A 12,232-nucleotide genomic window follows, 5' to 3' on the forward strand; every position below is an offset into this window, starting at 1 on the left:
AATGCCTCACTTTTTAGCAGACGGGAGATAACGGGAAAACAGCCGGCGGGTGACCAGCGGTAATAACCCCAGTAGTGTAAAGGCGAATATCATGCCCGGCGACAAAATATCGCGCAGCGAGGTCACTTTTCCCAGCTCGCGCCCGGCGTTCAGAAAGACAACCGTCGCGGGCAGCATGGCGACCTGGCTGACCCACCAGTAGCGAAATACGCCAATCCGGGTCAGCCCCATCAGCAAATTCACCAGAAAAAACGGGAACAGCGGCATCAGGCGCAGGGCAAAAAGATAGCCCGCGCCGTCATGCGACATACCGGCGTTCACCGTTTTCATCTGCTGAGCAAACCGCCGCTGGACCCCGTCGCGCAGCAGATAACGACTGGCGAGCATGGCCAGCGTGGCCCCGAGCGTGGAGGCAAACGAGACCAGCGCGGTGCCTTCCCACAGGGGAAATAACGCCCCGCCCAGCAGGGTGAGGATCGCCGCGCCGGGTATCGACAGGGCGGAGACCGCGACATAGAGCGCAAAAAAGATCAGCGCGCTGCGCAGCGGCGCGTGGTCGACATGGGAAAGTAACGCCTGCTGGTGAGTTTTAATCCCTTCCAGGGAGAGGGTTCCCGGGGGAAGCATGACAAACGTCAGAATAAATGCGCCCAGAAGGGCGCACAGGAAAGCGATTTTTCGAATGTTCACGCGTCATTACAGCTTGAATTTAGCCCATACCGGCGCGTGGTCGGACGGTTTTTCCATGCTGCGGATATCGTAGTCGATCCCGGTTTCGATGCAGCGTTCGGCCAGCGGCGAACTGGCCAGCAGCAGGTCTATACGCAGGCCACGGTTGTCGTCAAAGCCTTTTGAGCGGTAGTCAAACCAGGAGAAGCGATCCTGCGTTTCCGGGTTGGCATTGCGGAAGGTATCCACCAGGCCCCAGCCCAGCAGGCGCTCCATCCACTCACGCTCTTCCGGCAGGAAGGAGCATTTGCCGGTACGCAGCCAGCGTTTGCGGTTCTCTTCGCCAATACCGATATCGAGATCCGTCGGGCTAATGTTCATGTCGCCCATGATCAGCACCGGATTCTCTTTTTTGAGTTCGGTTGTCAGGAAGTCCTGCAGATCCTGATAAAACTTCGCTTTGGCCGGGAATTTGGTTTCATGGTCACGGCTTTCACCCTGCGGGAAATACCCGTTAATAACCGTGATATTCCCGAGCGCAGAAGGCACTTCCGCCATGATGATGCGACGCTGCGCTTCTTCACCGTCGCCAGGGAAGCCGCGACGCACGGAAACCGGCGGTGCTTTGGTGAGCAGCGCGACCCCATAGTGTCCTTTCTGACCGTGATAGAAGACGTTGTAGCCGAGTTTCGCCACCTCTTCGAGGGGGAACATGTCGTCGTGAACCTTTGTCTCCTGCAGGCCGATCACATCTGGCTGATGTTGCTCAACGATAGCTTCAAGCTGATGAGGACGGGCACGCAGGCCGTTGATATTAAAAGAGACAAATTTCATAGTCGCTGCCAGTGCAAGGTGAATAGTGCATGGATGGTAGCAGAATTTGCGTCAACTGTTACCGGGTTCGACCAATAACTGCGACAGATAATGCCGGTGGTGCAATATTTGCACCATTCTGACGCGCTTCGCCCCCAAACAGGGCGTAAATGACCGATAAATTTCGCGAGCGATCACAATTCCAGAATTATATTTGGCCTGTGCATACTCTTTCTGATTTTCATGCGGCAAAGCGCCGCTTGTCGTAAAAATATTCACTTTTTATGCACGAACAGTGAATAACTCCATATTGTAACTTATTGATATTCTGTCCCCTCAACCCGTTTATGCATTTTAATCGCTGGCTGGCACGAAGGCTGCAATCTACATTCACAGTGCAAACACTCAATTATTTAACATTCAAATAACCTTTTATTTACCGGATGAGGTCGCTATGTCTCTGTCAATTACGCGTGAAAATTTCGATGAATGGATGATGCCGGTTTACGCTCCGGCGGCTTTTATTCCGGTTCGTGGGGAAGGCTCGCGCCTGTGGGATCAGCAGGGTAAAGAGTACATCGACTTTGCAGGTGGGATTGCGGTCAACGCGCTGGGTCATGCGCACCCGGCGCTGCGTCAGGCGCTGAACGACCAGGCGGCGAAGTTCTGGCATACCGGCAACGGCTTTACCAACGAGCCTGCGCTGCGCCTGGCCAAAAAACTGATCGACGCGACGTTCGCCGAAAAAGTCTTTTTCTGTAACTCGGGGGCGGAAGCCAACGAGGCGGCGCTGAAGCTGGCGCGCAAATATGCGCACGATAAATTTGGTACCCACAAGAGCGGCATCGTGGCGTTTAAAAATGCCTTCCACGGGCGCACGCTCTTTACCGTCAGCGCGGGTGGTCAGCCTTCCTACTCGCAGGATTTCGCACCGCTGCCGCCGGATATTCGCCACGGCATCTATAACGATCTGCAGTCCGCCAGCGAGCTGATTAACGATACCACCTGCGCGGTGATCGTCGAGCCGATGCAGGGCGAAGGCGGCGTGCTTCCGGCGCAAAAAGCCTTCCTGCAGGGGCTGCGCGAGCTGTGCGATCGTCACGATGCGGTCCTGATTTTCGACGAAGTGCAGACCGGCGTGGGCCGCACCGGCGAGCTGTATGCCTATATGCACTACGGCGTGACGCCGGACGTGCTTTCGACCGCCAAAGCGCTGGGCGGCGGCTTCCCGATTGGGGCGATGCTGACCACCGATAAATTCGCCAGCGTAATGACCGTGGGCACCCACGGCACCACCTACGGCGGCAACCCGCTGGCTACCGCCGTTGCCGGACAGGTTCTCGATATCATTAACACCCCTGAGGTGCTGAAAGGCGTTAAGCAGCGTCACGACTGGTTTGTCGAGCGTCTGAATGCCATCAACAGCAAAACGGGGCTGTTTAAAGAAATTCGCGGTCTGGGGCTGTTAATCGGCTGCGAACTCACCGCTGAGTTTGCCGGGAAAGCTAAACTTATTTCACAGGAAGCGGCAAAAGTGGGCGTGATGGTGCTGATTGCCGGTGCCAACGTGGTGCGTTTTGCGCCTGCGCTGATCGTCAGCGAGGAAGAGGTGCAAACCGGTCTGGACCGTTTTGCGCAGGCGTGTGAAAAAGTGAAATCCGGGGTGTCATCATGATGGTCATCCGTCCCGTTGAGCGTGGCGATCTCGCCGGGCTCATGCAGCTTGCCGGTAAGACGGGAGGCGGGCTGACCTCGCTTCCTGCCGATGAAAAAACGCTGTCGGCGCGCATCGAGCGCGCCCTGCAAACCTGGCAGGGGACGTTGCCAAAAAGCGAGCAGGGGTACGTGTTCGTGCTGGAAGACACCGACACGGGAACCGTGGCAGGGATCTGCGCCATTGAAGTGGCCGTCGGGCTTAACGACCCGTGGTACAACTACCGCGTCGGCACCATGGTTCACGCCTCGAAAGAGCTGAACGTCTATAACGCGCTGCCCACGCTGTTTCTCTGCAATGACCACACGGGGGCCAGCGAGCTGTGCACGCTGTTCCTCGACCCGGCGTGGCGCAAAGAGGGCAACGGCTATCTGCTCTCCAAATCGCGCTTTATGTTTATGGCCGCCTTCCGCGATCGCTTTAACGAAAAAGTGGTCGCAGAGATGCGCGGCGTGATCGACGACACCGGCTACTCGCCGTTCTGGGAGAGCCTGGGCGAGCGCTTCTTCTCGATGGAGTTCAGCCGGGCGGACTACCTGTGCGGTACCGGCCAGAAAGCTTTTATTGCCGAGCTGATGCCGAAGCATCCTATCTATACCCATTTCCTCAGCCCGGAAGCGCAGGCGGTGATCGGCGAAGTGCATCCGCAAACCGCCCCCGCCCGCGCGGTGCTGGAGAAAGAAGGCTTCCGCTACCGCAACTATGTCGACATCTTTGACGGCGGGCCTACGCTTGAGTGCGATATCGACCGCGTGCGCGCAATCCGTAAAAGCCGGCTGGTTGAGGTCTCTGAAGGCCAGCCCGCGCCGGGCGACTGGCCTGCATGCCTGGTGGCGAACGAAAATTACGCCAACTTCCGCGCCATGCTGGTGCGAACCAACCCGAAATGTGAACGTCTGGTGCTGACGGCTGCTGAGCTCGATGCCCTGAAATGTAACGCCGGCGATAAGGTTCGCCTGGTGCGTCTCTGCCCTGAGGAGAAAACAGCATGACATTATGGATTAACGGTGACTGGGTCACGGGCGAAGGCGAACAGCGCGTAAAGACCAATCCGGTTGGAAAAGAGGTGCTCTGGAAGGGGCATGACGCCAGCGCCGCGCAGGTAGAACAGGCCTGCCATGCCGCTCGCCGTGCGTTTCCGGCGTGGGCAAAACAGCCTTTCGCCGTGCGCCAGGCAATTGTTGAAAAGTTTGCCGGGCTGCTGGAGGCAAACAAGGCTGAACTGACGCGCATCATCGCGTCTGAAACCAGTAAACCACGCTGGGAAGCGGCAACCGAAGTGACGGCGATGATCAATAAAATCGCCATTTCGGTCAAGGCGTACCATACCCGTACCGGCGAACAGCATACCGACATGCCGGACGGCGCGGCCACGCTGCGCCACCGTCCGCACGGCGTGCTGGCGGTGTTTGGTCCGTACAACTTCCCGGGGCATCTGCCGAATGGCCACATTGTTCCCGCGCTGCTGGCGGGCAATACCGTTATTTTCAAACCGAGCGAGCTCACGCCATTAATCGGCGAGGCGGTGGTTAAGCTGTGGGAACAGGCCGGCCTGCCGCCGGGCGTGCTGAACCTCGTGCAGGGCGGACGTGAAACCGGCCAGGCGCTGAGCGCGCTGAACGATATCGACGGCCTGCTGTTTACCGGCAGCGCCGGGACGGGCTATCAGCTGCACCGCCAGCTGGCGGGGCAGCCGGAAAAAATTCTGGCGCTGGAGATGGGCGGCAACAACCCGCTGATTGTGGAAGACCCGGATGATATCGACGCCGCGGTGCACCTGACGATTCAGTCCGCCTTTATTACCGCCGGACAGCGCTGCACCTGCGCCCGCCGCCTGCTGGTGAAGCGGGGCGCGCAGGGGGATGCCTTCCTGAAGCGTCTGGTAGAAGTGAGCGCGCGTCTGGTGCCTGCCGCGTGGAATGCCGATCCGCAGCCGTTTATCGGCGGGCTGATTTCCGAACAGGCCGCGCTGAACGTGCTGAAGGCCTGGCAGGACCACGTTGCGCGCGGCGCGAAAACCCTGCTCGAGCCGAAGCAGGTTCAGCCGGGTACCTCGCTGCTGACGCCGGGCATCGTTGAGATGAGCGGCGCGAGCAACGTGCCGGATGAAGAGGTCTTTGGCCCGCTGCTGTGCGTCTGGCGCTATGACGACTTCGATGCGGCCATTGCGATGGCGAATAACACCCGCTACGGCCTGTCGAGCGGGCTGATTTCGCCGCATCGCGAGAAGTTTGAACAACTGCTGCTGGAAGCACGCGCCGGGATTGTGAACTGGAATAAACCGCTGACCGGGGCCGCGAGCACCGCGCCGTTCGGCGGCGTGGGCGCGTCGGGCAACCATCGCGCCAGCGCGTGGTATGCCGCTGATTACTGTGCGTGGCCGATGGCGAGCCTGGAAACCCCGGCGCTGACGCTGCCGGAGACGCTGAATCCGGGGCTGGACTTTACCGGAGGGGACCGTCATGAAAGCGCGTGAAGTTAACTTTGACGGGCTGGTGGGGCTGACGCACCACTATGCCGGGCTCTCTTTTGGTAATGAAGCCTCGACGAAGCACCGCTTTCAGGTCTCGAACCCGAAGCTGGCGGCGAAGCAGGGGCTGCTAAAAATGAAGGCGCTGGCGGATGCCGGTTTCCCGCAGGCGGTGATCCCGCCGCAGGAGCGTCCGAACGTGGCGGTGCTGCGTCAGCTCGGCTTTAGCGGCACCGATGAGCAGGTGGTTGAAAAAGCGGGTACGCAGACGCCGCACCTGCTCTCGGCGGCAAGTTCGGCCTCCTCTATGTGGGTGGCCAACGCCGCGACCGTCGCGCCGTCAGCCGATACGCTGGATGGCAAAGTTCATCTGACGGTGGCGAACCTGAACAATAAATTCCACCGCGCCACCGAAGCGGAAACCACCGAGCGCGTGCTGCGCGCCATTTTCAACCATGACGCCCATTTCGCGGTGCATCAGGCCCTGCCGCAGGTGGCGATGTTTGGCGACGAAGGCGCGGCCAACCATAACCGCCTGGGGGGCGATTATGGCGACCCGGGCATGCAGCTGTTTATCTACGGACGAGAAGAGGGGGGCCACGCTGCGCCAACCCGCTATCCTGCGCGTCAGACGCTGGCGGCCAGCCAGGCCGTTGCCCGCCTGAACCAGGTCAATCCTTCCCAGGTGATTTTTGCCCAGCAGAACCCGCATGTGATCGACCAGGGCGTGTTCCACAACGACGTGATTGCCGTTTCCAACCGCCAGGTGCTGTTCTGCCACGAGCAGGCGTTTGCCCATCAGGAAAAGCTGCTCGCCACGCTGCATGAGCGCGTGCGCGGCTTCACGGCAATTCAGGTGCCAACGGAGGCGGTGAGCGTGCAGGACGCGGTCGAAACGTATCTGTTCAATAGCCAGCTGCTGAGCCGCGATGACGGCAGCATGATGCTGGTCCTGCCGCAGGAGTCCCGGGATCATCAGGGCGTGTGGCGCTACCTGACTGAGCTGGTGAAGGCCGATAACCCGATTGACGAACTGCGCGTTTTTGATCTGCGCGAAAGCATGGCTAACGGCGGTGGCCCAGCCTGTTTACGTCTGCGCGTGGTCTTGACCCAGGACGAAATGCAGGCGGTTAACCCGGCGGTCATGATGAACGATACGCTCTTTACCCGTCTGAATGACTGGGTCGATCGCTACTATCGCGATCGGCTAACGCAGGCGGATCTGGTTGACCCGCAGCTTCTGCGTGAAGGACGCGAGGCGCTGGACGCGTTATCGACAATCCTGCAGCTGGGATCGGTTTACCCGTTCCAGCGCTAAAGGAGTGGATATGGAAAATTTACTGGCGCTGACCCTGGCCGATGAGACGCCGGAACAGAAAGAGGGGGACGGCCCCTCATTTCGCTGGCGGTGGCTGGGGCGCGGGGTGCTTGAGCTGACGCCGACCGCAAAAAGCGATCTCTCGCTGCTGCTTTCAACGGGCATTCACGGGAATGAAACGGCACCCGTTGAGATTGTCGATCTGCTGCTGCACGCGCTGTATCGCGGTGAGATCGCCCTGACGTGCCGCGTGCTGGTGGTGCTCGGCAATCCCCCTGCGCTGGCGCAAAACAAACGGTATTTGGTCAGCGACATTAACCGCATGTTCGGCGGGCGCTGGTCGCAGTTTCCGCAGAGCGATGAAACGGCGCGGGCAGCGTGGCTGGAGAGCGTCGTGACCGCGTTTTTTGCCGCTGCGGGGCCCGTGCGCTGGCATCTGGATCTGCATACGGCAATCCGCGCGTCTTACCATGTTCGCTTCGGCGTGCTGCCGCAGCGCAATCAGCCGTGGGAGGAAGATTTCCTGAGCTGGCTGGGAGACGCCGGGCTGGAGGCGCTGGTATTTCACCAGTCGCCGGGCGGAACCTTTACGCACTTCACCAGTGAGAACTTTGGTGCGTTGTCCTGTACGCTGGAGCTGGGGAAAGCGCTGCCGTTTGGCCAGAACGATCTCACCCGCTTTGCGCCTACGCATCTCGCCCTGCGGGCGCTGCTGGGAGGAAAGGCTCCCGAGCACGCGCATCAGCCCGTTGAGCGGTACCGGGTCGTACAGCAGATCACACGCCGCAGCGATGCCTTCCTGCTGCATATGGCCGCGCATACTCTGAACTTCACCCCGTTTCGCAAAGGGGCGCTGCTGGCCGAGGATGGCGAGGAGCGTTACGAGGTGCAGAAAACCACCGAGTATGTTTTATTCCCTAACCCCACCGTCGCGTTTGGCCTGCGGGCCGGGCTGATGCTGGAAAAAATATCCTGAACCTTTCCCCTCTCATCATTCGGGAGGGGGAAGTAAAAAACTTTTCTTAACGATTAAAGCGCTTGCGCTTGTTTTGCAGAATATTCCTGGTGAATTGCTTTATTATTCACCTTCACTCCGTTATAATTCTTCTAAATCGCTTTAAAATCATCGCATTGAATATTTTTTGTTGCAACTCTCCACGCTTTATCCTTATTTCCTCCACATTTGGCGAAAATTTGTTTTTTACACTTTCATTGTTTTACCGTTGCTCTGACTAATTGACGATAAACCTCGTAAAGTTAATCTCGTCAACACGGCATAGCGCCGAAGAATAACTGAAAGAAAGGAAATAAATTATGCGTAAGTTTACTGCACTGTTTGTTGCTTCTACCCTGGCTCTGGGCGCTACCAGCATGGCGTTCGCCGCAGATACTGCGACCACCACCACTGCCGCGCCTGCTGAAGGCAAAATGATGATGCATCATAAAGGTCCGGGTATGCACAACGAGATGATGATGTTTAAGGATCTCAACCTGACGGATGCGCAGAAGCAGCAGATCCGCGACATCAGAAAAGGTGAACGCGACCAGATGAAACGTCCTCCGCTTGAAGAGCGTCGTGCGATGCATGACATCATCGCCAGCGACAGCTTCGACAAGGCGAAAGCCGAAGCGCAGATTGACAAAATGGCCGCGCAGCACAAAGCCCGCATGCTGGCTCACATGGAAACTCAGAACAAGATCTACAACATTCTGACCCCGGAACAGAAAAAACAATTTAATGCGAATTTTGAGAAGCGTCTGACAGAACGTCCGGCGATGGAAGGTAAAATGCCAGCACCAACCGAATAATCGGTTCACACTCTTAAGACCGCCGGGATCCTGTCCACAAAAGCGCAATCGCTGTGGACAGGACCGGCGGTTTTTCTTTCCTGCCCTCTTGCCTGCCGCCGCCAGCGCGGTATCCTCCTGTAGTCGCTTCAGGGAATGTTTGTAGAGTCATGGCGTTAGCATTTTTATTAACGTTGCGCTAAGGCCTGCCCGTTCTGCTGCCGATACTGTTTCTGTGAATACCCAACGATAACAATCAAGACAGCAACGATAGCAATATCCTTGCCCTGGCACGGGTTGTGCCATTCAGGAGTGGTGATGGAGTTCTTTGATATCCGTAAGATGCCGGTCAGCCTCTGGCGCAATGGTGCTGGCGAAACGCGTGAGATTTGCTGCTTCCCTCCCGCGACGAGGGATTTTCACTGGCGTGCCAGTATCGCGACTATCGCCAGCAACGGCGAATTCTCCTCGTTTCCCGGCGTCGATCGGGTGATTACTTTGCTGGAAGGCGGGGAGGTGACCCTGGATGCCGGTCAGGCGTTCTTCCATACCCTGAAGCACCATCAGCCCTATAGCTTTGCCGGCGACCTGCCGGTGAAAGCGCTGCTGTCCGATGGGCGGATGGCGATGGACTTCAACATCATGACCCGCCGCGACTGCTGCCGGGCGAAGGTGCGCGTGGCTGACCGTACCTTTACCACCTTTGGCACACGCGGGGGCGTGGTGTTTGTGTTAAGCGGGGCGTGGCAGCTGGGCGATAAGTTGCTGACGGCCGATCAGGGCGCCAGCTGGGAGGAGGGTACCCATACGCTGCGTCTGCTGGAGGCTCAGGGTACCTTATTGTTCAGCGAAATCACATGGCTGCCAGGCCATTGAGTTCAATGATCTCAAACTTACCGGCCAGGACAGGTTTACAGAGAATTTTGTAGCCATCGTGGTCAAATCCGGCGGGCGTGCGCAGCAGGGTTGCCGCGTCGTTGATGTTGTCGACAGCGCCCAGCCAGAGCCAGTTATTGACGATGTGATACTGGGTCATTGTCTCGCCCACCTCTTTGAGCGCAACGGCGCTTTCCCAGGGCCAGCAGTTCACGTTGATGGCTGCCAGACCGCTGAGGAGGCGGGCCTGGTGCGCCTCAACGCTTTCTTTCCCGCAGCAGGCACCGGCGCAGCGCTTCAGCGCGGATCGAAAACAGGCGCGTCCGCGGGTGGTTGCCTCCAGACCTAAAAGGCTGTAGCAAAGCTGGAGCTCGTCCGCGAGCGTCTGCAGCGCCTGAAGTGCGGCTCGTTTATTGGCGAACAGCCCGTAGAGATTCGGGGCATGAGAAAAATCAACGTCGCGCGCGTAGACGACCTGCGGCTTGCCCTCGCTGATCTGCAGGGAGCAGAGCTGACGGTTGCGGCGCAGGCGCTTGTTGAACAGCGGCTGCTGTTCTTTTATCAACCGCGCCTCCAGCAACAGCGCGCCCATTTCTCCGGCCGTCTGGAACCAGGTAATGCGTCGCGACTGGCGCAGCATGGCGGCTTCGTCCGGCGTACGAAGATGGGATAATACCCGACTGCGGATGTTAACGCTCTTGCCGATGTAGAGCGGGAGAGTGTCGCTTTCGCCGTGAAAGATGTACACGCCCGGCTGTTTAGGCAGTGCCTCAAGCCAGGGGCGAAGGTGCTCGGGATATTCGTAGATAGCCGCCGCTTCAAACTCAAGACGCGGGGCGGATTGACGCCTGCTCACATACTGCTCCATATACTGTTCAGGTATACAGTGTAGCAGGAGTGTGGTGGTTAAAAAAGAGCCGGGTGGCGGCGACACCTACCCGGCCATGACGTGCGGCCTGATGCCCTCACCCCAACCCTCTCCCACGGGAGAGGGCGCAAACACTAAAAACGGTAACCTGGGGTTACCGTTTTGCTTTTATTTCTTCCAGAAGTCGTCAAACACCGTAATCGGTGGGCGACGCTTGTGCTCGGTTTTCAGATACCAGCCTACGATGATTTTCGCGGTACCTTCATCCAGCTTTTTGCCTTCCAGATAATCATCAATGTTGTCGTAGGTGACGCCAAGGGCCGCTTCATCCGGCAGGGAAGGGCGATCGTCTTCAAGGTCCGCTGTCGGCGCTTTCTTATACAGATGCTCAGGACAGCCCAGCGCGGCCAGCAGTTGCTTACCCTGACGCTTGTTCAGACGGAAGATAGGGTTAATGTCGGTGCCGCCGTCGCCGTATTTGGTGAAGAAACCGGTGATCGCTTCTGCCGCATGGTCGGTGCCGACGACGACGCCTTTGGTCATCCCGGCGATGCTGTACTGCGCTTTCATGCGCTCGCGGGCTTTTTCGTTGCCGCGAACAAAATCGCTCAGCTCAATGCCCGCTTCGCGAAGCGCCTGCTCGCTTGCCAGCACCGAGCCCTTAATATTCACGGTCAGCACGCGGTCAGGCTGAATGAAGGTAATGGCATCCTGGCAATCCTGCTCGTCCGCCTGCACGCCATAAGGAAGACGCACCGCGATAAACTGCAGCGTCTCATCGCCCGTCTCTTCGCGAAGCTCTGAAATTGCCATCTGGCAGAGTTTACCGGTCAGGGTAGAGTCCTGGCCGCCACTGATGCCCAGCACCAGGGATTTCAGGAAAGCGTTCTTTTTTAAGTACGATTTTAAAAAATCCACGCTGCGGCGGATCTCTTCATGTGCATCTACCGTGGGCTTCGCGCCCAGTGCCTGAATAATCTCTTGTTGCAGAGCCATCACGCCCTCCATATGCAGTACATAAACAGATTGTGTTAGCTGTTAAAACTAACCCTTTGGGCGAGAAACGACAAGGATCACAGTTTCGAGTGCGCTAATTTGCGCCGATTTAGCAGGTTATCGTTGTTTTATTAGAATTTTCCGAAATTCGTCTGGCGTAACTCACAAAGTTGAACAATAGTACTTTTTATCCCATGCTTATATAACACGCTGATAAACAAGAGGACGGAATATGAACAAGAACGTAGCAGGAATTCTTAGCGCAGCGGCGGTACTGACTATGCTGGCAGGGTGTACGGCTTACGATCGCACCAAGGATCAGTTTACGCAGCCCGTAGTAAAAGACGTTAAAAAAGGGATGACCCGTTCGCAGGTGGCCGCGATTGCCGGCAAACCTTCTTCTGAAGTAACCATGATTCATGCGAAAGGGACCTGCCAGACCTATATCCTGGGTCAACGTGATGGTAAGGCAGAAACCTACTTTGTCGCGCTGGATGATACCGGTCATGTGATCAACTCCGGCTATCAGACCTGTGCTGAATACGACACCGATCCGCAGGCACCTAAGGCGCAGTAACCCTCCTTGCCTGAGGATGTTAACAAACCGGCCCAGGGGCCGGTTTTTTTATGCATACGTAAATCTTATTTCTTTGCGCGAATTATTTGCCCGAAATGTGAAGGGAGTCAACAAGCCAGGTCAATGAGAGACAATTTGAGTCT

General features: G+C 57.6%; 12 protein-coding genes. 8 read left to right on the forward strand and 4 right to left on the reverse strand.

Annotated elements, in window-relative coordinates; translation table 11 throughout:
- Nucleotides 1-6: 6 nt before the first annotated feature.
- Together AC4IC4_RS09150 and xthA are read right to left on the reverse strand one after the other, a co-directional pair.
- Nucleotides 7-690 (reverse strand): TVP38/TMEM64 family protein, encoded by a 684-nt coding sequence (locus AC4IC4_RS09150; RefSeq protein WP_090417315.1) that lies wholly within the window; start codon nt 688-690, stop codon nt 7-9.
- A gap of 6 nt (nt 691-696) precedes the next feature.
- A complete protein-coding gene (xthA, locus tag AC4IC4_RS09155) occupies nt 697-1,503 on the reverse strand; it encodes an exodeoxyribonuclease III (RefSeq protein ID WP_032645347.1) in 807 nt (268 codons plus the stop codon).
- Between the two features lie 433 nt (nt 1,504-1,936).
- Here xthA and astC point away from each other — a divergent pair, with 433 nt between their 5' ends.
- The 7 genes from astC (at nt 1,937) to ves (ending at nt 9,648) form a co-directional block, all read left to right on the forward strand.
- A complete protein-coding gene (astC, locus tag AC4IC4_RS09160; RefSeq protein WP_024908554.1) occupies nt 1,937-3,157 on the forward strand; it encodes a succinylornithine/acetylornithine transaminase in 1,221 nt (406 codons plus the stop codon).
- Nucleotides 3,154-4,188, forward strand: coding sequence for an arginine N-succinyltransferase (astA, locus tag AC4IC4_RS09165; protein WP_008500686.1), 1,035 nt, complete (start codon nt 3,154-3,156; stop codon nt 4,186-4,188). The genes astC and astA overlap by 4 nt, the downstream gene beginning before the upstream one ends.
- Entirely contained in the window at nt 4,185-5,672 is a 1,488-nt protein-coding gene (astD, locus tag AC4IC4_RS09170) for a succinylglutamate-semialdehyde dehydrogenase (RefSeq protein ID WP_491472579.1), read from the forward strand. Before astA ends, astD begins: the two co-directional genes overlap by 4 nt.
- On the forward strand, nt 5,659-6,984 hold the full coding sequence (astB, locus tag AC4IC4_RS09175) for an N-succinylarginine dihydrolase (protein WP_491472580.1): 1,326 nt from the start codon (nt 5,659-5,661) through the stop codon (nt 6,982-6,984). The genes astD and astB overlap by 14 nt, the downstream gene beginning before the upstream one ends.
- A 10-nt stretch (nt 6,985-6,994) precedes the next feature.
- A complete protein-coding gene (astE, locus tag AC4IC4_RS09180; protein ID WP_491472581.1) occupies nt 6,995-7,960 on the forward strand; it encodes a succinylglutamate desuccinylase in 966 nt (321 codons plus the stop codon).
- A gap of 338 nt (nt 7,961-8,298) precedes the next feature.
- Entirely contained in the window at nt 8,299-8,793 is a 495-nt protein-coding gene (gene spy / locus AC4IC4_RS09185) for an ATP-independent periplasmic protein-refolding chaperone Spy (RefSeq protein ID WP_024908549.1), read from the forward strand.
- A gap of 297 nt (nt 8,794-9,090) precedes the next feature.
- On the forward strand, nt 9,091-9,648 hold the full coding sequence (gene ves, locus AC4IC4_RS09190; protein WP_021241069.1) for an environmental stress-induced protein Ves: 558 nt from the start codon (nt 9,091-9,093) through the stop codon (nt 9,646-9,648).
- Here the strand turns inward: ves and cho are convergent.
- Nucleotides 9,626-10,504, reverse strand: a complete 879-nt coding sequence (gene cho / locus AC4IC4_RS09195) for an excinuclease Cho (RefSeq protein ID WP_491472582.1) — start codon at nt 10,502-10,504, stop codon at nt 9,626-9,628. The two genes, ves and cho, sit on opposite strands and share 23 nt — an antisense overlap.
- Before the next feature lie 180 nt (nt 10,505-10,684).
- Nucleotides 10,685-11,512: an NAD(+) synthase gene (nadE, locus tag AC4IC4_RS09200; RefSeq protein WP_491472583.1), complete on the reverse strand. Its 828-nt coding sequence runs from the start codon at nt 11,510-11,512 to the stop codon at nt 10,685-10,687.
- Between the two features lie 232 nt (nt 11,513-11,744).
- Here nadE and osmE point away from each other — a divergent pair, with 232 nt between their 5' ends.
- Nucleotides 11,745-12,089: an osmotically-inducible lipoprotein OsmE gene (osmE, locus tag AC4IC4_RS09205; RefSeq protein WP_010430142.1), complete on the forward strand. Its 345-nt coding sequence runs from the start codon at nt 11,745-11,747 to the stop codon at nt 12,087-12,089.
- The last annotated feature ends 143 nt before the right edge of the window (nt 12,090-12,232 follow it).

The organism is Enterobacter sp. Taxon_2 (genome assembly GCF_058355295.1).

Excerpts from the sequence above, each read along its gene's own strand:
- xthA (WP_032645347.1), bottom strand. The coding sequence starts at position 1,503 with ATGAAATTTGTCTCTTTTAATATCAACGGCCTGCGTGCCCGTCCTCAT.
- astC (WP_024908554.1), top strand. The coding sequence starts at position 1,937 with ATGTCTCTGTCAATTACGCGTGAAAATTTCGATGAATGGATGATGCCG.
- astA (WP_008500686.1), top strand. The coding sequence starts at position 3,154 with ATGATGGTCATCCGTCCCGTTGAGCGTGGCGATCTCGCCGGGCTCATG.
- astD (WP_491472579.1), top strand. The coding sequence starts at position 4,185 with ATGACATTATGGATTAACGGTGACTGGGTCACGGGCGAAGGCGAACAG.
- astB (WP_491472580.1), top strand. The coding sequence starts at position 5,659 with ATGAAAGCGCGTGAAGTTAACTTTGACGGGCTGGTGGGGCTGACGCAC.
- astE (WP_491472581.1), top strand. The coding sequence starts at position 6,995 with ATGGAAAATTTACTGGCGCTGACCCTGGCCGATGAGACGCCGGAACAG.
- spy (WP_024908549.1), top strand. The coding sequence starts at position 8,299 with ATGCGTAAGTTTACTGCACTGTTTGTTGCTTCTACCCTGGCTCTGGGC.
- ves (WP_021241069.1), top strand. The coding sequence starts at position 9,091 with ATGGAGTTCTTTGATATCCGTAAGATGCCGGTCAGCCTCTGGCGCAAT.
- nadE (WP_491472583.1), bottom strand. The coding sequence starts at position 11,512 with ATGGCTCTGCAACAAGAGATTATTCAGGCACTGGGCGCGAAGCCCACG.
- osmE (WP_010430142.1), top strand. The coding sequence starts at position 11,745 with ATGAACAAGAACGTAGCAGGAATTCTTAGCGCAGCGGCGGTACTGACT.